The organism is Streptomyces sp. NBC_00341 (assembly GCF_041435055.1).
Classification (GTDB): Bacteria; Actinomycetota; Actinomycetes; order Streptomycetales; family Streptomycetaceae; genus Streptomyces.
The window spans coordinates 2,561,270-2,583,041 of record NZ_CP108002.1 but is presented as its reverse complement, the minus strand read 5'-3'; the positions used below and the strand labels follow the sequence as shown (position 1 = coordinate 2,583,041).

At 72.1% G+C, this 21,772-nt stretch carries 18 protein-coding genes; 7 read left to right on the top strand and 11 right to left on the bottom strand.

The features are described from left to right. Positions 1-46: 46 nt before the first annotated feature. The gene (locus tag OG892_RS11565) at positions 47-1,066 is read right to left on the bottom strand and encodes a glycoside hydrolase family 16 protein (RefSeq protein WP_328867182.1); all 1,020 of its coding nucleotides are present in this window, start codon (positions 1,064-1,066) and stop codon (positions 47-49) included. Between the two features lie 319 nt (positions 1,067-1,385). On the opposite strand from OG892_RS11565, the gene OG892_RS11560 reads away from it, so the two are divergent. Beyond that, positions 1,386-2,657 carry an MFS transporter gene (locus OG892_RS11560; protein ID WP_371629072.1) on the top strand — a complete coding sequence of 424 codons (1,272 nt, stop codon included), beginning with the start codon at positions 1,386-1,388 and terminating at the stop codon, positions 2,655-2,657. A 31-nt stretch (positions 2,658-2,688) separates the two neighbouring features. Here the strand turns inward: OG892_RS11560 and OG892_RS11555 are convergent, their stop codons facing one another. From OG892_RS11555 to OG892_RS11545, 3 genes are all read right to left on the bottom strand, one after another. Further along, positions 2,689-3,486, bottom strand: coding sequence for a VOC family protein (locus OG892_RS11555; RefSeq protein WP_073735904.1), 798 nt, complete (start codon positions 3,484-3,486; stop codon positions 2,689-2,691). Between the two features lie 65 nt (positions 3,487-3,551). Further along, on the bottom strand, positions 3,552-5,009 hold the full coding sequence (locus OG892_RS11550) for a carboxyl transferase domain-containing protein (protein ID WP_371629071.1): 1,458 nt from the start codon (positions 5,007-5,009) through the stop codon (positions 3,552-3,554). After that, entirely contained in the window at positions 5,002-6,462 is a 1,461-nt protein-coding gene (locus tag OG892_RS11545) for an acyl-CoA synthetase (protein ID WP_371629070.1), read from the bottom strand. Before OG892_RS11545 ends, OG892_RS11550 begins: the two co-directional genes overlap by 8 nt. 284 nt (positions 6,463-6,746) lie before the next feature. Between OG892_RS11545 and OG892_RS11540 the strand changes: the two genes are divergently transcribed. Both OG892_RS11540 and OG892_RS11535 read left to right on the top strand, forming a co-directional pair. After that, positions 6,747-9,209 carry a PQQ-dependent sugar dehydrogenase gene (locus OG892_RS11540; RefSeq protein ID WP_079193421.1) on the top strand — a complete coding sequence of 821 codons (2,463 nt, stop codon included), beginning with the start codon at positions 6,747-6,749 and terminating at the stop codon, positions 9,207-9,209. Between the two features lie 6 nt (positions 9,210-9,215). Continuing rightward, positions 9,216-11,399, top strand: coding sequence for a ThuA domain-containing protein (locus OG892_RS11535; RefSeq protein ID WP_371629069.1), 2,184 nt, complete (start codon positions 9,216-9,218; stop codon positions 11,397-11,399). A 63-nt stretch (positions 11,400-11,462) separates the two neighbouring features. On the opposite strand, the gene OG892_RS11530 is transcribed toward OG892_RS11535, so the two are convergent. Continuing rightward, entirely contained in the window at positions 11,463-12,668 is a 1,206-nt protein-coding gene (locus tag OG892_RS11530; protein ID WP_328867187.1) for an MFS transporter, read from the bottom strand. A gap of 110 nt (positions 12,669-12,778) precedes the next feature. Here OG892_RS11530 and OG892_RS11525 point away from each other — a divergent pair, with 110 nt between their 5' ends. After that, the gene (locus OG892_RS11525) at positions 12,779-13,210 is read left to right on the top strand and encodes an Lrp/AsnC family transcriptional regulator (RefSeq protein ID WP_073735899.1); all 432 of its coding nucleotides are present in this window, start codon (positions 12,779-12,781) and stop codon (positions 13,208-13,210) included. Here the strand turns inward: OG892_RS11525 and OG892_RS11520 are convergent. From OG892_RS11520 to OG892_RS11505, 4 genes are all read right to left on the bottom strand, one after another. Beyond that, positions 13,188-14,771 carry a GAF domain-containing protein gene (locus tag OG892_RS11520; protein ID WP_328867188.1) on the bottom strand — a complete coding sequence of 528 codons (1,584 nt, stop codon included), beginning with the start codon at positions 14,769-14,771 and terminating at the stop codon, positions 13,188-13,190. The two genes, OG892_RS11525 and OG892_RS11520, sit on opposite strands and share 23 nt — an antisense overlap. Before the next feature lie 21 nt (positions 14,772-14,792). Beyond that, positions 14,793-15,830 carry a rod shape-determining protein gene (locus tag OG892_RS11515; RefSeq protein ID WP_073735897.1) on the bottom strand — a complete coding sequence of 346 codons (1,038 nt, stop codon included), beginning with the start codon at positions 15,828-15,830 and terminating at the stop codon, positions 14,793-14,795. 147 nt (positions 15,831-15,977) lie between these two features. Beyond that, positions 15,978-16,637 (bottom strand): hypothetical protein, encoded by a 660-nt coding sequence (locus OG892_RS11510; RefSeq protein WP_371629068.1) that lies wholly within the window; start codon positions 16,635-16,637, stop codon positions 15,978-15,980. Positions 16,638-16,674: 37 nt separating this feature from the next. Beyond that, entirely contained in the window at positions 16,675-17,109 is a 435-nt protein-coding gene (locus OG892_RS11505) for a MarR family winged helix-turn-helix transcriptional regulator (RefSeq protein ID WP_073735895.1), read from the bottom strand. A 151-nt stretch (positions 17,110-17,260) separates the two neighbouring features. On the opposite strand from OG892_RS11505, the gene OG892_RS11500 reads away from it, so the two are divergent. The 3 genes from OG892_RS11500 to OG892_RS11490 all read left to right on the top strand — a co-directional run bounded on the left by OG892_RS11500 (position 17,261) and on the right by OG892_RS11490 (position 19,731). Continuing rightward, a complete protein-coding gene (locus OG892_RS11500; RefSeq protein ID WP_371629067.1) occupies positions 17,261-18,280 on the top strand; it encodes an NADP-dependent oxidoreductase in 1,020 nt (339 codons plus the stop codon). Between the two features lie 88 nt (positions 18,281-18,368). Then, a complete protein-coding gene (locus OG892_RS11495) occupies positions 18,369-18,797 on the top strand; it encodes an organic hydroperoxide resistance protein (RefSeq protein ID WP_371629066.1) in 429 nt (142 codons plus the stop codon). Positions 18,798-18,891: 94 nt separating this feature from the next. Next, positions 18,892-19,731: an EI24 domain-containing protein gene (locus OG892_RS11490; RefSeq protein ID WP_328867190.1), complete on the top strand. Its 840-nt coding sequence runs from the start codon at positions 18,892-18,894 to the stop codon at positions 19,729-19,731. A 42-nt stretch (positions 19,732-19,773) separates the two neighbouring features. On the opposite strand, the gene OG892_RS11485 is transcribed toward OG892_RS11490, so the two are convergent. Both OG892_RS11485 and OG892_RS11480 read right to left on the bottom strand, forming a co-directional pair. After that, positions 19,774-20,772, bottom strand: coding sequence for an aldose epimerase family protein (locus OG892_RS11485; RefSeq protein ID WP_371629065.1), 999 nt, complete (start codon positions 20,770-20,772; stop codon positions 19,774-19,776). A gap of 27 nt (positions 20,773-20,799) precedes the next feature. Continuing rightward, a complete protein-coding gene (locus OG892_RS11480) occupies positions 20,800-21,708 on the bottom strand; it encodes an SGNH/GDSL hydrolase family protein (protein WP_371629064.1) in 909 nt (302 codons plus the stop codon). Positions 21,709-21,772 lie beyond the last annotated feature (64 nt).

Here is a 21,772-nt window from a genome sequence, read left to right as displayed (position 1 = left end):
GGCGTCCGGATACCGCAGGTGCGCGGAGCCACGAGCGCTCAGCGGCTCATGACTGACTCACCTCGGCCGAGAACCAGTCCACGCTCATCCCCGCGCCGGAGCTGATGTCGGCCCCGGGGGAGGTGCAGCCGCAGACCTTGTCCGGATACGAACCGCCGATCGCCACATCGAAGATGGCGAAGAACCCGTGGTCGACGGCGGCCTTCCAGGTCGCGTCGGACACCTCGTTCTGGTTCACCGCGAAGGTCTGGACGCCGTCCAGGTAGAAACGCAGCTGCTCGGCCGCCGTGTCCCGGCGGTCGACCGTCACCGAGTACGTGTGGTAGCCGGACTGGCAGCCGTCGCAGGCCTGCAGCCCGCTGCTGATCCCGTCGGGATCGTGGCACTCACCGGCCCACTGGCCGCAGTGGAAGGTGGTGGAGTGCTGGCTGAGGGCGTTGACGTCCTCCATGATGTCCAGCTCGCCGATGCTGGGCCAGTTGGTCGCCCCCGTCGGGCGGGCGTCGGCGCCCATCGCCCAGAAGGCCGGCCAGTAGCCGAGCCCGCTCGCCGGGTCGGGCTGCTTCAGGGAGGCGCTGAGCTGCATCTGTCCGCCGGCCGGTGCGGCGAAGTCGGTGCGCTGTGTCTCCACCCGGCCGGACGTCCAGTGCCCGGAGGCATCCCGTATGGGCTTGATCACCAGGTGGCCCGAGCCGTCCTGGTAGACGTTCTCCGTCGAGTCCGTGGACGTCTCGATCTCGCCGGTGCCCCAGTTGGCGGCGCCGCCGGGGTAGCTGGTGCCGATGTCGTAGAGCCAGTCGGCCGTGTTGAGGCCTGTTCCGCTCGCGCCGTCGAAGTCGTCCCTGAACATGGTGGTCCAGTCGGCCTCCGCCGTACGGGCGGTCGCGTCCGGTTCTGCGGCCGCGGCGGTGCCGGAGAACCCGGCGGGGCCCGCCGGACCCATGAGGCCGGCCAGTGGCAGGCAGAGTGCGAGTGCGGCGAGTGCGACCGGCAGACGCCGTCGGGTGCGGTTTCCGGTGCCGGGGGAGACGCCTGGAGATCCGCCGAGCAGAGCGATCCTCTTCATTGCGGGCTGCTTTCGTGGGGTGGGGGGAGAGGCGGCTGAGAGCGCTCTCAACCGCTGTGCCAACGACTGTCGGGCACGGCGACTGACCCCGTCAAGACGCCTACGGCGTTCACTTCCTGAAGCCAACTGGGCCTTGGAAAAGCCCAGTTGGGGCAAGGTCCTTCAGCTGCCGATGCCGTGAGGGTCCTGTGTGGGTCGAGTGCGTTCAAGTCGCGAGGCGGTGCGCCGCTCCGGTGGCGGGCGCGAGATCGTGCACGGAGCGGGACCCGGGCGCGGGGGGGACACTCCGCTCCTTCCGGGCTGATCGCTACCATGCTCCGTGACCGAAACGACCGAACCCGATGTACCCCGCACCCGAATATTCGCCGACCTGACCCCACTGCGGACCTCCCCCGACTACCGGCGGCTCTGGTTCGGGAACACGGTCTCCTGGGTCGGGCAGGGGATGACGGCGCTCGCCGTCTCGCTCCAGGTGTACGACCTCACCGGGTCCGCGTTCTCCGTCGGACTGATCGGGGCCTGCTCGTTCGTCCCGCTGGTCGTCTTCGGGCTGTACGGCGGGGCCGTCGCGGACACCGTGGACCGGCGCAAGCTGGGACTGGCCAGCGCCTACGGCTCGTTCGCGCTCTCCGTCGTCCTGGTGGCGATCACCGTCGCCGGAGTGGAGCGGGTGGGGCTGCTGTACGGGGTCGTCGCGCTCCAGGCCGTCTGCTTCGCGCTCAACTCACCGGCCCGCAGCTCGATGATCGCCCGCCTCCTGCCGGCCGAACAGCTGCCCGCCGCCAACGCGCTGAACTCCATGACCAGCACCACGGGCGGGCTCGTCGGACCGATGCTCGGCGGGCTCATCGTCGGCTGGTGGGGCTACCGGGCCGCCTACGGCATCGACGCCGTCACCTTCACCGCCTCGCTGTACGCGATGTGGCGGCTGCCCTCGATGATGCCGGACCGGGGCGAGGGCGCCGCCGGGGCCGCGAAGCGGGCCTCCGTCATGGACGGGCTGCGGTTCCTGGGGACCCGGCCCAATCTCCGGATGACCTTCTTCACCGACATGTGCGCCATGGTGCTGGCCAACCCCCGCGCGCTGTTCCCCGTCGTGGCCGTCCTCTGGTACGGGGGCGACGCGAAGACCACCGGACTCCTGGTCGCGGCCCCGGCCCTGGGCGCGCTGCTGGGCGGGGTGTTCTCCGGCTGGCTGGGGCGCATCCGGCGGCACGGGCTCGCCGTGCTCTTCGCGGTCGCGAGCTGGGGCACCGCCGTCGCGGTGTTCGGGCTGACCCGGCAGCTCTGGCTCGGGCTCGTCTTCCTGGCGCTCGCGGGGGCCGCCGACACCACTTCGATGGTCTTCCGCAACACGATGCTCCAGGCCGCCGTGCCGGACGAGATGCGGGGGCGGCTCCAGGGCGTGTTCATCGTCGTCGTCGCGGGCGGCCCCCGGCTCGGGGACTTCCTGGCCGGATCGGTCGCCGACCTCGCATCGCCCGCCGTGGCCGTCACCGGGGGCGGGGTCGTGTGCGTGGCCGCCGTGCTGCTGCTGGCCCTGCGGTGGCCCCGGTTCGCGCGGTACGACGCACGCGATCCCGAGGCCTAGGAGCTCGCGAGGAACTCCCGGGGGCATGGAGTCAGGCGACGTCCGCGAACTTCGGCATCTCGCCGCCCGTCGTCGTCCCGTCGATCAGCGAGAACGGCGCGCCCTGCGGGTCGGTCAGCGTCGCGAACCGGCCGAACGGGATGGTGAGCGGGCCGAACCGGAGCTGAGCCCCGAGCGCCTCGGCTTTCTCCACGGCCGCGTCGCAGTCCGCGACGGTGAAGTACACGTTCATGTACGGCGGCACCTCCGGCGGGAAGTCCTCCGTCATCTTCATCCGGCCGAGCACCGGGTCCGCGCCCAGGTCGTAGAGCGCGAAGTCGACCGCGTCGTCCTCCACGCGCTTGAGCCCGTACCCGAACACGGCACGGAAGAAGGGGTCCGCCTTCTCCGGGTCCCGGGTGAAGACCTCGGCCCAGCAGTAGGCGCCGGGCACGTTGCGCGCACCGAACCCCTCGTGGCTGCCCGACTGCCACACGCCGAACGCCGTACCGGCCGGGTCGCGGGCCAGCACCATCGTGCCGAACTCCCCGACCCGCATGGGCTCCACCAGCACCTCGCCGCCGTTCTCGCGGATCTTCCCGGTGGTGGCCGCGGCGTCCGGCGAGGCGAGGTAAAGCGTCCAGGCAGCCGGTACCTCGTGGCCGGGCACGGGAGGCATCAGGGCGGCGACCGTCTTGCCGTCGACGTATGCCTGGGTGTAGTTGCCGTACTCGGGCAGCGAGTCGCCGTAGGTCCAGCCCAGCAGCTCGCCGTAGAAGCGCTTCGCACCCTCGATGTCACCGAACGTCGCGTCGGCCCAGCACGGAGTGCCCTCTGATTCTGCGGCCATGACCTGGCCTCTCTCTTCGCTCGAAGGCCTATCCCGATGTATTCCTGTTGATTTATTCCCTTCTCTTACGCTATCGGCCTGTTGCTTCCTGTGCGCGCCGAGCCGGGCCCTACGACCGAGCGGGCGACGCCCAGGTCCACCAGGTCCTGCGGGCGCAACCGCAACTGGTCCGCCGTGGCGTGCGTCCGGTCCGGGGAGCGCTTCAGGATCGCCGCCGCGAGCTCCGGGGCGATGACCGAGAAGTAGCTGTCGGCGGTGACATGGGTATTGCCCGGAGCGGCCAGCGCCAGCGCGCCGCCCGAACCGCCCTCACCGATCACCAGGGTCGTGACGGGGACCCGGGCGGCCGCGATCGCCGCGAACGCGTCAGCGATGGCCGCGCCCGCACCGGCCCGTTCCGCCTCGGCGTCGTTGGCGGCGCCCGGGGTGTCGATCAGGGTGAGGACCGGGACGCCGAGCCGGTCGGCCAGCCTGATCACCCGGGCCGCCGTGCGGTAGCCGGCCGGCCGGGTCGGGGTACCGCACTGGGCGACGTACGCGACGGGCCGCCCCTCGCGCAGCCCGAAGCCGCAGAGCAGCCCGGGGTCCGTACCCCCGCAGCGGTCGCCGTGGAGCGGGAGGCGGATCCCGAAGTAGGCGTCCAGATACGCCTCGGCGCGCGGCCGTGACGCGGAGCGGGCCCGGAGCACCGCGTCCCAGCCGGTCCGGGGCAGCCCGGTCGCGGAGAGGGCGTCCGGGACGGGTGCCGGTGCGGGGGCCGGGTGATCCGCCTCAGCCGTAGCCCCCGCTTCGGCCCCCGCCTCCGCCGTAGCCCCCGCCTCCGCTCCGGCCCCCGCCGTAGCCCCCGCCTCCCGGTACGCCAGCGCCCCCAGCCAGTGGCCCACGGTCGCGGCCAGCTCCTCCGGCGGGACGATCGCGTCCAGCTGGCCGGCCGCCAGCTGGCCCTCCGCGGTGTACGCGGCCGGGTCCGCGCCGGGCGGCCGTACCCGGGAGCCGGCGAAGCCGACCTGGGCGCCGGGCAGCGCCAGGATCACGTCGGCGCCCGCGCCGAGGGTCGCCCAGCCGCCGCCGGTCGTCGGGTCGCGCAGGACGGCGAGCTGCGCCGGACCGGCCGCGCGCAGCCGGGCGGAGGCGGCGGCCACCCGGTGCAGCTGGGTGAGCGCGATCATGCCCTCCTGCATCCGGCTGCCGCCCGTGGCGATCAGCGAGACCAGGGGGAGCCGCCGGGCCACGGCCTCCTCGTACGCCGCCTCCAGCCGGTCCCCGGTGCGCTGCCCGAGCGAGCCGCCGAGGAACCCGAACTCGAACGAGACCAGCACGCAGCGGTGGCCCCCGACGGTGGCGAGGCCGTGCACGACGGATTCGTGCTCGCCGGTGCGGGCGGTGGCCCGTGCCCGGGAGTCCGCGTATCCCGTCCAGCCGAGGGGGCCGTCGGCCGCGGTGTCCTCGCGCGGTGCGGTGGACTCGGTGAAGTCGGCGGTGACGGCGGCGATCGCCGCGCGGGCCGAGAGCCGGTCAGCCATGGAGCGACCGCTTCATGATCTTGCCCAGGTCGTTGCGCGGCAGCTCGTCCAGGTAGCGGACGGTGCGCGGCCGCTTGTGCGGGGAGAGCTGGGCCGCGACATGGGCGGCGAGTTCGTCGGCCGGGGGCGGGGAGGCGGGGTCCGCCGGCACCACCCAGGCGACGATCCGCTCGCCGAGGTCCGGGTCGGGTTCACCGGTGACGGCGGCCTCGCGGACGCCCGGGTGGTCCAGCAGGGCGTTCTCGATCTCGCCCGCGCCGATCTTGTAACCGCCGCTCTTGATCAGGTCGGTGGCCTTGCGGCCGACGATCCGTACGTACCCGTCGGGGTCGAGGGTGGCCATGTCCCCGGTGCGGAACCAGCCGTCGGCGGTGAGCGCGGCGGCCGTCGCTTCGGGGCGGTTGAGGTAGCCGGTGAACAGGTTCGGGCCGCGCACCTGGATCTCACCGATGGACGCGGGGTCCGCGAGCGCGCTGCCGTCCTCCTCGACCAGGCGGAGTTCGACGCCGCGCAGCGGGGCGCCGACGGTACCGGGGCGGGCTTCGCCGTCGGCCCGTACGCCCGTGTTCATGAGCGTCTCCGTCATGCCGTACCGCTCGATGACCCGGCGGCCGGTCGCCGCCGCGATCCGTTCGTGGTCGTGGACCGGCAGTGCCGCAGAGCCGGAGACCAGCAGCCGGGCGCCCGCGAGGGCCTTCGCGAGCCCGCCGGACGCGGCCGGTTCGGCAAGCGCTTCCGCGATGCGGTGGTACATCGTCGGCACACCGAACAGCATCGTGCCGCCCGCCCCCAGCTCCCGGGCCACGCCCTCGGTGGAGAACCGGCCCAGATGGCGCACGGAGCCGCCCCGCCGCAACGGGCCCAGGATGCCGAGGATCAGGCCGTGCACGTGGAACAGCGGCAGCGCGTGGACGAGGACGTCGTCGCCGGTCCACTGCCAGGCGTCCTCCAGTGCGTCCAGGGTGGCGGCGACGGCCCGGCGCGGCAGGACCGCGCCCTTGGGCGGGCCTGTGGTGCCGGAGGTGTACACGATCAGGGCGGGGGACTCGGGTGAGGGCTCGGGGAACTCGGTGGAGCGCGTCCGAGGTGCGGCGGCCGTGTCCACGTCCACCCGGGCCAGCGCGGCCAGTGCGGGAGGCAGTACGTCACCGGCCGCCGCCAGCACCGTCGAGGGCGCGCTGTCGGAGACGATATGGGCCAGCTCCCGCTCGCCCGTCTTCGGGTTGAGCGGCACGGCGGGCACGCCCGCCCGTAGCGCGGCGACCACCGCGACCACGGTCTCCGGGGTCGCGGTGGCCCAGACGGCTACCCGCCCGGCCTCCGCGATCCGGGTAGCGAGTGCGTCCGCCGCTGCGGCCAACCGGGCGTAACTGAGCGACTGTTCGCCGAACCGGACGGCTTCACGGGCGGCCGGCGAACCGGCGGGGTCCTGGAGTGCAGGCAAGAGTGGCATCACTCTGCGAACCCTAGATAAGCGAAGCGCTTCCGTCCTCGGAATGTGATCCGGAATCCGTGCCGGATGGCTGTACGGGGCATCCGGCGGGAATTTGGATACGACCTTGACAAATTAATTTTGCGTTGCCAGCATGCAAAAAGTTCACTCCGGCAGGGCATCTCGGCGCGGCAGGGAGTAAGAACCTGGTCGCATCGCCGCCCCTCCGGCAGCACACGCACGTCGCAAAGCGCGACACAGCGCCTTGCCTGACAACCCCACGCACCGTCAGGAAGGAAGCGTTCATGCCTCTGTCCCCACCCCTGTGGTCCAGGGTCCTCACAGCCCTCACCCTGGTGGCCACCGGCGGTCTCGCCGCCGGCACCGCGGTGGCCGCGCCCGTGGAACCCACCGCGCTCCACGTACAGGCCGACATCCCGGCCGCCGACTATCAACAGGTCCAACTGGCACTCGGCACCGACGAGTTGGGCGAGGCCATGTCCCTCGCCGTCCTCCCGGACAAGTCCGTCGTCCACACCGCCCGGGACGGCACGGTCCGGCTGACCGACGCCGCCGGGACGACGAAGACGGCCGCCAAGCTGAATGTCTACACGCATGACGAGGAGGGGCTGCAGGGCGTCGCGGCCGACCCGGACTTCGCCACCAACCGCTACCTCTACCTCTATTACTCACCCGTACTGGACACCCCGGCCGGCGACGCCCCGGTCACCGGCACCGCCGCCGACTTCGAGGCGTGGAAGGGCCACCTCAACCTCTCCCGGTTCACGATGAAGGCCGACGGCACCCTGGACACCGCGAGCGAGAAGGTCGTCCTCGAAGTCGCCAACGACCGGGGCCAGTGCTGCCACGTCGGCGGTGACATCGACTTCGACGCCGCCGGGAACCTCTACCTGACCACCGGCGACGACACCAACCCCTTCGAGTCCGCCGGATACGCGCCGATCGACGAACGCACCGAACGCAACCCGCAGTTCGACGCCCAGCGCTCCGCCGGGAACACCAACGACCTGCGCGGCAAGCTGCTGCGGATCAAGCCGACGGCCGACGGCGGCTACACCGTCCCGGCCGGCAACCTCTTCGCCCCCGGCACGGAGAAGACCCGGCCGGAGATCTACGCGATGGGCTTCCGCAACCCGTTCCGGATGTCCGTCGACAAGCAGAGCGGCGCCGTATACGTCGGCGACTACGGCCCCGACGCCGGCACCACCGACGCCAACCGCGGACCCAGCGGCCAGGTCGAGTTCGACCGGGTCACCGCTCCCGGCAACTTCGGCTGGCCCTACTGCACCGGTACCAACACCGCCTCGGAGACGTACAACGAGTACACCTTCCCGAGCGGCCCCTCCGGCGCGAAGTACGACTGCGCGGGCGGCCCGGCCAACAACTCCTTCCGCAACACGGGCCAGTCGACGCTGCCCTCCGTGCAGCCCGCCTGGATCAGGTACGGCGGGGACGCGGGCTCACCGCCCGAGTTCGGGGGCGGTTCCGAATCGCCGATGGGCGGCCCGGTCTACCACTACGACGCGGACCTCGACTCGGCCGTGAAGTTCCCCGAATCGCTCGACGGCCGCTTCTTCGCGGCCGAGTACGGCCGCAAGTGGATCAAGCCGATCGAGGTGAAGGCCGACGGATCACCCGGGACCATCGACTCCTTCCCGTGGACCGGGACCCAGGTGATGGACTCCGCGTTCGGCCCGGACGGCGCGCTGTACGTCCTGGACTACGGCACCGGCTCCGGCAACCAGGCGCTGTACCGCGTCGAGTACCTGGCGGGCAGCAACCGCTCCCCGGTCGCCAAGGCCGCGGCGGACCGCACCTCTGGACCCACCCCGCTCGACGTCGCCTTCTCCGCGGCCGGCAGCGAGGACCCCGAGGGCGGGGCGATCAGCTACGCCTGGGACTTCGGTGACGGCGCCACCTCCACTGACGCGAATCCGCACCACACCTACACCACCGCCGGTACCTTCAACCCGACCCTCACGGTCACCGACCCCGAGGGACTCACCGGCACCGCCAGCCTCGTCGTGACGGCCGGCAACACCGCCCCCACGGTCACCCTGACCACACCGGCCAACGGCGGACTCTTCTCCTTCGGTGACTCCGTGCCCTTCACCGTCACGGTCACCGACCCCGAGGACGGCACCGTCGACTGCTCGAAGGTCAAGGTGACCTACCTCCTGGGCCACGACAGCCACCGGCACCAGATCACCTCGAAGGACGGCTGCACCGGCACCATCGACGTACCCGTCGACGGCGAGCACGACAGCGCCGCCAACATCTACGGGGTCTTCGACGCCGAGTACACCGACGCGGGCGGGCTCACCGGTCACGGTGCCAACATCCTCCAGCCCCGGCACCGGCAGGCCGAGCACTTCGCCGCCCAGTCCGGCGTCGAGGCGGCCCAGCACGGATCGGCGGAGGGCGGCGCCACCGTCGGCTTCACCGACAACGGCGACTGGATCTCCTTCGAGCCGTACGCCCTGGCCAACGCCACCGGTGTCTCGGCCCGGGTCTCCTCCGCCGGTCCCGGTGGCACGCTGGAGGTCCGCGCGGGTTCCCCCACCGGCACCCTGCTCTCCACCCTGACCGTCGCACCCACCGGCGACTGGGAGACCTTCACCGACGTCTCGGCGGACGTGACCGACGCGCCCGCGGGCACCACCGAACTCTTCCTCGTCTTCAAGGGGCCCACGGGCCAGGGGAACCTGTTCGACCTGGACGCCTTCACCTTCGAGACGGGGGAGTGACGGCATATGAGACGCCAACTGGTCCGGCGCGCACGCCATGTCGCGTGCGCCGCCGCCCTGGCCCTCGGCGCCGCCTTCCTGGCCCCCGCCCCGGCGGGAGCCGCCGCGGCGGCTGACCCGTACGACGTGCTGGTCTTCTCCAAGACCGCCGGATTCCGGCACGACTCGATCCCGGCCGGCATCACCGCGATCCAGGAACTGGGCGCGGCGGACGGCTTCGACGTCACGGCCACGGAGGACGCCGCCGCCTTCACCCCGGAGAACCTCTCCGGTTACGAGGCGGTGGTCTTCCTCTCCACCACCGGCGACGTCCTGGACACCGCGCAGCAGGACGCCCTGTCCGCGTACGTGGACGGCGGCGGCGGATTCGTCGGTGTCCACGCGGCCGCCGACACCGAGTACGACTGGCCGTCCTACGAGCACCTCGTCGGCGCCTGGTTCAAGAGCCACCCGGCGATCCAGGAGGCCAAGGTCGTCACGGAGGACCACGCCCACCCGGCGACCTCGCACCTGGACGACGAGTGGATCCGGACCGACGAGCTGTACAACTACCGCACCAACCCGCGCGCCGACGTCCATGTCCTCCAGACCCTGGACGAAAGCAGCTACACCGGCGGCGAGATGGGCGACGACCACCCGATCACCTGGTGCCACCCGCAGCAGGAGGGGCGGTCGTTCTACACCGGTCTCGGCCACACCATCGAGTCGTACAGCGATCCGGACTTCCGCCAACTGCTGCTCGGCGGCATCCAGTACGCGGCCGGCACGGTGGCGGCCGACTGCGGCTCCGGAACCACGGACCCAGGTGACGAGTCCGTGGAGGCGGAGTCGTACACCTCCTCCTCCGGCGTGCAGAGCGCCGCGCACGCCGGAGCGGGCGGCGGGGCCACGCTCGGCTACATCGACAACGGCGACTGGACGGGCTACGCCTCCGTCGACACCGCCGGGGCCACCTCCTTCACCGCGAAGGTCTCGTCCGCCGGGGCCGGCGGCACCATCGAGGTGCACTCCGGCTCGGCCACCGGACCGCTGCTCGGCTCCGTGGACGTCGCCCCGACCGGCGGCTGGGAGACCTTCACGGAGGTGACCGGCGCCCTCACCGGCGCCGGTTCCGGCCCGCTGTTCCTCCGGTTCACCGGGGGAGCGGGCTCCCTCTTCGACATCGACAGCTTCACCCTGGCCAAGGAGCAGGAAACCAAGGCCGCGGGCTCCTCCGACGTGCACCTCTTCTACTACCCCTGGTACGGCACCCCGGAGACCAACGGCAGCTGGCGCCACTGGGAGCAGGGCGGCCACACCCCGCCGGACGACATCGGCGCCGACCTCTACCCGAAGCTCGGCCCGTACGACTCCGGTGACGCCGCCGGGGCCGTCGAGCAGCACATGAAGTGGATCGAGCAGTCGGGCGCCGGAGTCATCGTCTACAGCTGGTGGGGACAGGGCGGCTACGAGGACAAGCTCGCCCCGGTCGTCCTGGACGCCGCCGCCCGGCACGGCATCAAGGTCGCCTGGCACATCGAACCGTACGGCGACCGGACGGCGGCCTCCGTGGTCGACGACATCACCTATCTGAACGACAAGTACGGCGACAGCCCCGCCTACTACCGGGACGCGGAGCACGGCAACCGCCCGGCGTTCTACATCTTCGAGAGCCTGAAGATCCAGGACTGGTCGGCCCTGGACGCGGTGAGCGACAGCGCGATCGTCCTCGCCCAGACCACCGACACCACCAAGGTCGCGCACTTCGGCGGGATCTACACCTACGACGGCATCGCCGGCGCCACCGCCCCCGGCTGGAAGCAGGCGGGGGAGTACGCCGAGGCCAACAACCTGGTCTGGGCGCCCTCGGTGGCCCCCGGCTACATCGACGACCGGGCCGTCCCCGGCAACACCACCCCCACCCTGGGACGCGAGGACGGCGCCTCCTACGACCTGGAGTGGAGCAACGCGCTCGACCCGGCCATCGGCGGATCGCCCTCCTGGGTCTCCGTCACCTCCTTCAACGAATGGCACGAGGGCAGCTCGATCGAACCCGCGTCGAGCACCCCGCCCGCCGGACACGGCTACCAGACGTACGAAGGGGCGTACGGGAAGACCGGGGCCGCCGCGGAGACGGCCTACCTCGACCGGACGGCGTACTGGGCGAACCGGTTCGAGCAGCAGCGTGCCGAGGCCCGGTCCGCGGACTGAGCCGCCCCACGACGAACGGCAGCGTCCCGGCGGGGACGCTGCCGTTCTTTTCTGTGCGGGCCCTCAGGCCTCCCGCTTGATGGTCCGCATCCGCCCGTACGCGTACACACAGCCGGCCAGCGCCAGATCGGACAGCAGCATGAAGCCGATCGAGTACGAGCCCTTCGAGCTGTAGATCGCGCCCATCACCAGCGGCGGCACGAAGCCGCCGAGCCCGCCCATCGCACCGACGATCCCGGTCACGCTGCCCACCTTCGCCTGCGGGGTCACCTGGGAGACCAGGGCGAAGACGCTGCCGCTCGCGGTACCGAGACCGGCCGCCATGATCAGCAGCGCGATCGTGCCGCCGGGCACCAGCTTCGGGTCGAAGGCCTGGACGATCGCCATCAGGGCGGCCACGCCGAGCGCCGCGGAGGAGACCAGCGCCGGGTGCATCCGGTCCGAGAGCCAGCCGCCGATCGGCCGGAAGATGACCGTGACCAGGGCGAACCCGGCCGCCTTCGTACCGGCGTCGGTCGGCGAGAGGTCGTACCAGGTCTTCAGGTACGTCGGCAGGTAGACGCCGAACGCCACGATGCCGCCGAAGCCGATCGCGTACAGCGCCGACAGCTCCCAGGTGACCCGCAGCCGCCCCGCCGAGCCCAGCCGGTGGGCCAGCGTGTCGGTCGGCACCTGCCGGCCCGGCCGGTCGTTGACCAGCACCGCCGCCAGCGCCGCGTACACCACGAGCGCCCCGGCGACCACCAGGAACGGCAGGTTGTCGCCGTGCTTGGCGATCCTCGGGGTGAAGTAGCCCGACAGCGCCACGCCGCCCATGCCCATGCCGAACACGCCGAGGGCCAGGCCCCGTTCCGCGGGCGGGAACCACGAGTTGACCAGCGGGATGCCGATCGCGAACGTCGTACCGCCGAGCCCCAGCAGGAAGCCCACCGCCAGCATCGCGCCGTAGGAGTCCTTCGCCGGGATCAGCAGCAGCACCGGCACGATGGTGAGCGCCGAGACCACCGGGAACATCAGCCGCGCACCGAACTTGTCGGTGAGCGCGCCCACCGGAATCCGGCCCAGTGAGCCGACCAGCACCGGCACGGCGACCAGCAGCGACTGCTGGAACGAACTCAGCCCGAGCCGCTCCTTGTACGCGTCGGACATGGGCGCGATCAGATTCCAGGCCCAGAAGGTGAGCGCGAAGCCGATCGTGGCCATCACGAGGTTGCGGTAGGCGGCGCCGGAGGCGGCCGGAGCGGGTGACTGCTTGACGGCTGTTTCCACACAGTCAGTCAAGGTCGGAAGAAGCCCCCGGGCCCGTCGGCGTGCTCCATCCGGGGGCCGGAAAAGGACGTCCGAAGTCGCAAATGTCCGAAAGCTGAGACAATCGCGGTATGGACCGTCTGGACAGGGAAATCCTCGGCGTACTCCAGGAGGACGCGCGGATGTCGTACCGCGATCTGGGGGAACGGGTCGGGCTCAGCGCCAACGCGGCGGCCGACCGGGTGCGGCGGCTGCGCCGCGACGGTGTCATCCGCGGCTTCACCGTGATCATCGACCCCGCCGCCGACACCCGGACCGGCCTCGTCGTCTTCATCGACGTGACCCTGCGGATGGACACCACCGACGAGGTCTTCGAACGGGCCGTACTGACCCTGCCCGGCATCACCGAGGTGGTGCACGTGACGGGCGGGCACGACTACCTGGTACGCGCCGTCGCCGCCGACACCGCGGCGCTCGACGCACTGCTGCGCAGGCTCAGGCGGGATGCGGGCGTCGCCCACTCCAACACCAGGGTCGCGCTCAGAGGGGCGCCTGCCAGCTGACGGCCGGCGGCCGGGTGCCGTCCTCCTCCCGCCCGTCGTCCCGGACCGTCAGCCGGACGGCGGCCCGGCCGTCCGGCAGCACCGCCGTCGCGTCGACCACCACCTCGATCTCCGAGACCCCGGCCCGCCGGTGCGCGGCCGCCAGCGCCCCGCGCAGCGCGGCCAGCAGCTGCCCGCCCACCGGCTCCCGCACGAGGGCGTCCACCGCCCCGGTGAAGTGCACCGACGGCGGGAAACCGAGCACCGCCGCCGCCCCCCGGGTCTCCCGCAGCACCTGGCCCCGGAAGGTGGTGGGGGCCGCCGCGGGCGGCTGCTGGAGGGCGAAGATGGTCGTCCGGACCTCCTGGATCGTGGAGTCCAGCTCGTCGACGGCCCTGCCGAGCAGCTCGTCGGTCTGCCCGGTGGCGGCCCGGCGGCGGGTCGACTCCAGCATCATCTCGGTGGCGAACAGCCGCTGGACGACGAGGTCGTGCAGATCGCGGGCGATCCGGTCCCGGTCCTCGTACACCGCCAGCTGCTCGCGGTCCTGCTGGGCGTCCGCCAGGACCAGCGCGAGGGCGGCCTGCGAGGCGAACTGCGAGGCCAGCAGCCGGTCCACGGCCGTGTACGGGCGGCCGCCGCGCCGCCGGGGCAGAGCAAGGGTGCCGATGAGCCGGCCGCCGCTCTGCAACGGCAGCATCATGCTGGGGCCGAACCGGGACCGTACGTGGGTGGTCATCCGGGGATCGGTCGCGGAGTCCTCCAGGAAGACCGGCTCGCCGCCCAGCAGCTGCACCAGGACGGGGGAGCCGGGTTCGATGGCGGTGCCCACCAGTCCGGCCGGGTCGTCGAGCGTGGACGCGACGACGATCTCCATCCCGCCCTCCTCGGTGGGCTGGAGGATCACCCCGGCCGACGCGTCGCTGAGGATTCTGGCGCGTTCCGCCACGGTCATCAGGGCGTCGGCCGCGTTCTCCCCGGTCAGCAGGGTGTTGGTGACCGCGGCAGCGCCCTCGATCCAGCGTTCCCGCTGCCGGACCGTCTCGTAGAGCCGGGCGTTGCCGATCGCGATCCCGGCCTGCGAGGCGAGGACCCGCAGCAGCGCCGCGTCGGTCTCGGTGAAGTGCGCGGTGCTCTTCTCGGTGAGGTAGATGTTCCCGAAGACCTCGTCGTGGACCAGGATCGGGGCGCCGAGGAACGAGTGCATCGGGGGGTGGCCGGGAGGCAGGCCGGTGGAGCGCGGGTCGGCGGTGAGGTCGTCGGAGAGCAGCGGCCGCGACTCCTCGATGAGCGCCCCGAGCATCCCCGTGTGGCCGTCCGGGAAGTCCCCGATGGCCTCCCGCTCCGCGTCGGTCAGTCCGCGGACGAACAGTTCGCGGATGGTGCCGCGCGCGGGGTCCAGCACGCCCAGCGCGCCGTAGCGGGCCCCGGTGAGGGCGGTGGCGGCGTCGATGATCTGCTGGAGGGTGGCCCGCAGCCCGAGGTCGGTGCCGACGCTCAGCACCGCCTCCAGGAGCATCGGCAGCCGGGGCGCCTGCGGCACTCCTTCGCGGGGTGCCGCGTCGCGTGGTTCGTCGGTCATCCGCCGTCCGACCCGGGGTGCTCAGCAGGAGAGCGGGTCGAGGACCATCGGGCGGATCTTGCCGTCCAGCATGGCGCCGAGCCCCAGGACCGAGCAGACGTCGGGCCGCTCGGCGATCTGTACCGGCATGCCGGTGGCGTCGCGCAGCATCTGGTCGAGGCCGGGCAGCAGCGCGCTGCCGCCGACCATCATGATCCCGCAGTCCGCGAGGTCGGCCACCAGATCGGGCGGGCAGTCCCGCAGCACCTTGCCCAGTCCGTCCAGGACCGAGGTGAGCGGGCGGTGGATCGCCTGCCGCACGGCGGCGGTGTCGACCTGTACGGAGCGGGCCAGGCCGGTGGCCACGTCCCGGCCGTGGATCTCGGTCACGGCGGGCCCGTGCGGGGTCAGGCCGTTGCCGCTGAGGGCCAGTTGCAGGGGGCGCACGGACTGGCTCGGCAGCATCAGCTCGTGGTACTGGCGCAGGTGCTGGATGACCGCGTGGTCGATCGCGTCGCCGCCGATCGGGATGCGTACGGCGGTGACGATCGAGCCGAGCGAGAGCACCGCGATCTGGGTGGTCGCGGCCCCGCACACCATGATCATGGTGGCGGTCGGCTGCTCGACCGGCAGCCCGCAGCCGACGGCCGCCGCGATCAGGGTGTCGACCAGCTCCACGCGGCGGGCGCCGAGGCCGACCAGGGTCTCGACGGCGGCCCGCTGGGCGAGCGGATCGCTGTCGTGCGGGGTGCAGGCGGCGGCGCGCAGCCGGGGCTTGCGGCGCAGCTGGCGGCGGAGCTTGTCGCCCAGCAACTGGCGCAGCATGCGCTGGGCCATCTCGATGTCCACGACGGTTCCGCCGGAGACCGGACGGACCACCCGGATGTACTCGGGGGTGCGGCCCGTCATCTGTTCGGCGAGCGCGCCGACGGCGATGAGCGATCCGGTCCGGGTGTTCACGGCGGCGGCGCTCGGCTCGTCGACGACGAGGCCGAGCCCCTTGACGTACACCCGGGTCCGGGCTGCCCCGAGGTCGACGGCGACATGGCAACGGCGCAACTGATCGAGGCTGACGGTCACGGCGGGTCTCCCGAGAGCGCTGATGGGGGTACCGACGGGCAGCCGGCTGTCCTCGTATCGTGCGCCGCCGGGAGGCGTTGTGCGCGCTGGGATGCGCCGTAGGGGGGACGCGGCTGACGGCTCGTCGGCCGGGTCCCGCCGACCGCGTCAGCGCGGCAGCAGCCGCTGGAACAGTCCCCAGGTGAACTCGGCGACATACGGTTCCCCGGCGGCCGTAGCGGTTGCCGGAGCGGAGTCCTGAGCCGTGGCCGGAGCGGAGTCCTGAGCCGTGGCCGGAGCGGTGATCGCCAGCGCCCAGCGGGTCGGCGCGCTGCCCTCCATCGGGCGGGCCGGTGCGAAGGCCCGCGCCACCTCGTCGACGGTGCAGGACCAGGGGCGCAGGTCCCCGAGGGTGCGCAGGGCGGGGGCGGGCGCGCCGGGGGCCCGCACCAGCCACTCGTTCCACACGGCCCCGCCGGGCCCCGCCATCACCTCGAACCGCAGCTCCGGCCAGAGCGGCACCGGCCACAGCAGCGCGTCGCACTCCAGATCGCCGACCGTGCGGCGCAGCGAGGTCTCGGGCTCACCGAGCACGGAACGGTAGCGCCGCAGCGACCCCCGCCCCCTCGGCGCCCGCACCGCCCCCATAGCCTTAAGGGCATGGGAGGGGCCCCCTCCCTGCCAGCGCCGGTTGGCCTCGCGCATCTCCGCGAGCGTGGCGCTCAGCTCGTGCCGGGCGTCCTCGACCAGGTCCGGCTGGTGGTCGGCCATCCGGCGCAACAGGACGAGCTGGAACTCTCGGGGGCCGAAGGGCGTGGCAGCGGTCATGGGGGCAACGCTTCCACACCCAGTCCCCGGGCAGGGCTCAGGCCGGTGGTTCCATGCCCAGCATCCGGCGCAGCAGGTCCCGCAGCACCGCGCGGTCCGTGTCGGAGAGGCCGGCCAGCGGCTCGCGGGCGAAGTCGAGCGATTCGCGCAGCAGCCGCGCCGTCCGGGTGCCCTTCTCGGTGGGCGCGGCCAGCTTCACCCGCCGGTCGGCCGGATCGGGGCGGCGCTCCACCAGGCCGCGCGCCTCCAGCCGGTCCACAATGCCGGTGACGTTGGACGGCTCGCACTTGAGCTTCTGCGCGATCCTGCGCATCGGCATCGGCTCAAGGGAGAGGAGTCCGAGGACCCGGGCCTGCGCCCCGGTGAGGCTGTGCGCGGCCGCGGCCTGCTCGTACTCCTCGTAGTAGCGCGCCACGACGGTGCCGATGAGCTCGACGACTTCGAGGGTCAGTGGGTCTGTACGAGTGGCCATGACGCTGAGGATAGCCGGTTACTTGACAACATGAAATATCCAGGAGCATGGTGTTTCACATGGTGAAGCTTTTCCGCCCCGGCCGAACGGCTTCCCGCGCACCCTGTCCGATCCCCCGATCCCCCCGAGATACTGAGGAGACACCGAGCCCATGTCTGCAGCTCTTCCCACGTCCAGCCGTGAATGGCACCTCGTAGCCCGTCCGCACGGCTGGCCGAAGGCCGAGGATTTCGCGCTGCGTGAGGCACCGGTCACCGCTCCCGCCGAGGGCCGGATCCTCGTCCGCAACCTGCACTTCTCGGTCGACCCGTACATGCGCGGCCGGATGAACGACGTGAAGTCCTACACCCCGCCGTTCAAGCTGGACCACCCCATGGAGGGCGGCGCGGTCGGCGAGGTCGTCGCATCGAACGCCGACGGGTTCGCGGTCGGCGACCACGTCCTGCACGGCCTCGGCTGGCGCGAGTACGCCGACGTCCCGGCCAAGCACGCCGTGAAGGTCGACGCCTCCCTCGCCCCGCTCTCCGCCTACCTCGGCGTGCTCGGCATGACCGGGCTCACCGCCTACGCGGGCCTCTTCGAGGTCGCCTCCTTCAAGGAGGGCGACGCGGTCTTCGTCTCCGGCGCGGCAGGTGCCGTCGGCAGCCAGGTCGGCCAGCTGGCGAAGCTCAAGGGCGCCTCGCGGGTCATCGGCTCCGCCGGCTCCGACGAGAAGGTCAAGCTGCTGGTCGAGGAGTACGGCTTCGACGCCGCGTTCAACTACAAGGACGGGCCCGTCGCGGAGCAGCTGCGCAAGGCCGCCCCCGACGGCATCGACGTCTACTTCGACAACGTCGGCGGCGAGCACCTCGAAGCCGCGATCTCCTCGCTCAACGTGCACGGCCGCGCGACCATCTGCGGCATGATCGCGCAGTACAACGCGACCGAGCCCACCCCCGCCCCGCGCAACCTCGCGCTCGTCATCGGCAAGCGGCTGCGCCTCCAGGGCATGCTCGTCGGCGATCACGCCGACCTCCAGGGGCAGTTCGTCCAGGAGGTGGCCGGCTGGCTGGGCTCGGGCGAGCTGAAGTACCGCGAGACCGTCGTCGAGGGCATCGAGAACGGCTTCGAGGCCTTCCTCGGCCTGCTCCGCGGCGAGAACACCGGAAAGATGATCGTTTCCCTCGGCTGACACCGCCGCAGGGGCACCCGTTAGGCTCATCCCAGGCCGTCGCGATCGTGGGCGCGAGTCGCGGCGCATCAGCAGGAGGATTCACACCATGACCATTCAGGACATCGCCGTCGCGTACACCGCCGTCGCCACCGCGGAGAACGGCCGTGACGGCCGGGTCTCCTCGGACGACGGCAAGCTCGACGTGGTCGTCAACCCGCCGAAGGAGATGGGCGGAAGCGGCGCGGGCACCAACCCGGAGCAGCTCTTCGCGGCCGGCTACAGCGCTTGCTTCCAGGGCGCGCTGGGCGTCGTGGCCCGCCAGGAGAAGGCCGACATCTCCGGCTCCACGGTGACCGCCGCGGTCTCCATCGGCAAGACCGAGGCCGGTGGCTTCGGCCTGGAGGTCGCGATCTCCGCGACCATCCCGAACGTCGACACCGCGATCGCGCAGGCGCTCATCGAGAAGGCCCACCAGGTGTGCCCGTACTCGAACGCGACGCGCGGCAACATCAAGGTCGAGCTGTCGGTCGCCTGACCCGGCCGCACCCCCGTACGAGGCAGAGGGCCGCATCCCACCCGGGGTGCGGCCCTCGGCCGTTCGCCTTACGGCTCCCCGCTACGCTGACGCCATGCGTGATCTAGGGGCGGGTTTCAGTCAGTTGGTCAACGGGCAACGCTGGGTCGTCCGGCACGGCAGGTGGCTCGGCATAGGCCTGATCCCCGGCCTCATCACCCTGGTGGTGTACGCGGGCGCGCTCGTCGGGCTCGGCTACGGGGCCGACGACCTGGCGGCCTGGGCCACCCCCTTCGCCGACGACTGGTCCTCGCCCTGGCTGGGGCTGCTCCGCAACACCCTGACCGTGCTGGTCTTCGCGTTCGGGCTGTTCCTGGCGGTGATCACCTTCACCGCCGTGACGCTGCTGGTCGGGCAGCCCTTCTACGAGGCGCTGTCGGAGGAGGTCGACCGGGCCGAGGGCGGCGAGGCGCCCGAGTCGGGCCTGCCGCTGTGGCGGGAACTGTGGATCTCCGCCCGCGACAGCGTCCGCATCCTGGTGCGGGTCGCGCTGTACGGGGTGCTGCTCTTCGCTTTCGGATTCGTCCCGGTCGCCGGCCAGACCGTCGTCCCGCTGATCGGCTTCTGCGTCACCGGCTACTTCCTGGCGGAGGAGCTCACCGCCGTCGCGCTCCAGCGGCGCGGCATGGTGCTGAAGGACCGGCTGGTCCTGCTGCGCGGCCGCAAGCTGCTGATCCTCGGCTTCGGCGTACCGCTGGGCCTCGCCTTCCTGGTCCCGTTCGTCGCCGTCTTCCTGATGCCGGGGGCCGTCGCCGGTGCGACCCTGCTGGCGCGCGAACTGGTGGGGGAGAACGGCGGGCCGGACGAAGACCCGGACGGAGACCCGGGCGACGGGGCGAGCGCGGGCGGCGGAACACCGGCAGCACTCTCCCCGCCGCACGCCCTCGGGGACTGAGCGTCAGCTCGTGTGCACCTCTGGCGGCTGACGCGGACCTGCTCAACGCACCGAGAAGCCGTACACCGTCCTCGACGCGTACTCCTCGCCCGGCCGCAGCACCGTGCTCGGGAACTCCGGCCGGTTCGGGGAGTCGGGGAAGTGCTGGGTCTCCAGCGCGATTCCGGCACACGGCACGAACGGTTCCCCGTCGAAGTGGTCCGCCGTGTAGAGCTGGAGACCGGGTTCCGTGGTCGCGACGGTCAGCACGCGCCCGGACACCTCGTCGTACAGTTCGGCCGCCGGACCGGGCGGGCCCGCGTCCAGTACGTAGTTGTGGTCGAACTCCCCGGACACCGGACGGGGTTCCCGGAAGTCGAACCGGGTCCCCTCCACCGGCCGGAACTCGCCCGTCGGCAGCGACTCCGCGTCCGCCGGGGTGATCCGCCCGGCGGCGATCCGCAGCCGCTGGCCGAGCGCGCTGCCGCTGCCGGCGCCCGCCAGGTTCCAGTACGTGTGGTTCGTCAGGTTCAGCACGGTCGGCGCGTCCGTCGTCGCCCGGTACGCGATCCGCAGCCCGCCGCCCGCGTCCAGCGTGTACGCCACCGAGAGCTCCAGCCGCCCCGGGAAGCCCTCCTCGCCGTCCGCCGAGACCAGGGACAGCTCCACCCCGTCCGCGATCTCCCGGGCGGCCCACACGCGCTTGTCGAAGCCGCGGGCCCCGCCGTGCACGTGGTTGCGCCCCTCGTTGCGCGTGAGGCGATGGGTCCGCCCGTCCAGCTCGAAGGCCGCGCCGCCGATCCGGTTCGCGTACCGCCCGACCACCGCGCCGAAGTAGGGCCCGGTGTACTTCAGGTACGAGGCGAGGTCCGGCAGCCCGAGCGCCACTCCGGTCCGCACCCCGTCCCGGTCCGGCACCTCGACCGACTGCACGATGCCGCCGTACGTCAGCACGCGCACCCGGGTGCCGTCCCGCTCCAGCGTCCAGCGGTGCACGGCTGTGCCGTCCCCGAGGGTGCCGAAGTCTTCCGTGCGCGTCACCGTGTTCGAACCCGTGTCCATGATCACGAACTCTAGACCGGGCAGGTCCTAGGCGGGGGGCCGGGCGGCCGTGACATTGCGGTACGCGATCTCCGCCAGCCGGGCCTGCCCGTTGCGCCCCGGGTGGAACCAGTCCCACTGGCTGAGCTGCTTGCCGGTGAACCGGTAGTCGAAGACCGCCCCGCCGTCGTAACGGCAGCGCACATCCTTCGCGCACACCTCGCGCAGCACCCCGTTGTACGCCACCACGCGCTCCTGCACCTCCGCGCGCCGCGACACGGCCGAGGCGCTCATGTCGTCCGCGTCGGCCAGCATCGTCTTGCAGATGCCCAGCTTCCAGATCTGCTTGCCCAGCTGGTTGCCGCGCCCCGTCGACCAGAGCCGCTTCAGGTCCGGCACGCTCGACACGTAGACCTGGGCCTTCGGCGCGGTATCGCGCAGCTGACGCATCGACGCCTCGAACGACCTACGGAAATCAGCCACCGGAGTCATGGCCCGCACCGAGTCCCGGCAGGCGTCGTTGGCGCCGATCATCACCGTCACCAGAGCGGGGTCCTCCTTCGCGGCCAGCGCCATCTGCTCCGGCAGCTGGGCGATCCGGGCCCCCGTCGCCGCGTGGTTCCAGCTGTGGTCCGCCGCGCCGGAGGCGCCGAGCAGCCGCACGGCGAGGCTGTTCACCGCGCTGTCCGTGCCGGTGGACCACGAGACCTCCGGGCAGTCCGCCAGCACCGAGCAGGCGTCGAACCCGCGGGTGATGGAGTCCCCGACCGCCGCGACGGACCCCGGGCTGCGGTCCCAGACCGGTGCGGCCGCCGAGGGGTGCCCGGCAGAGGCACCCTTCGTCGTGTTGTCCGAGCCGGAGTCACAGCCGGCCAGTACCGCCGTGCCGAGACACGACAACGCGGCCAGCGCGGCCAGCGCGCCGCGCGATCGGCGCCGTACGGAGCGATCCGGCATCCCCTGGTCCCCTCCTGTCCATGCCCCCGGCAAACCCTCTTGGCACCGGTCGGCGGGCCCGCGC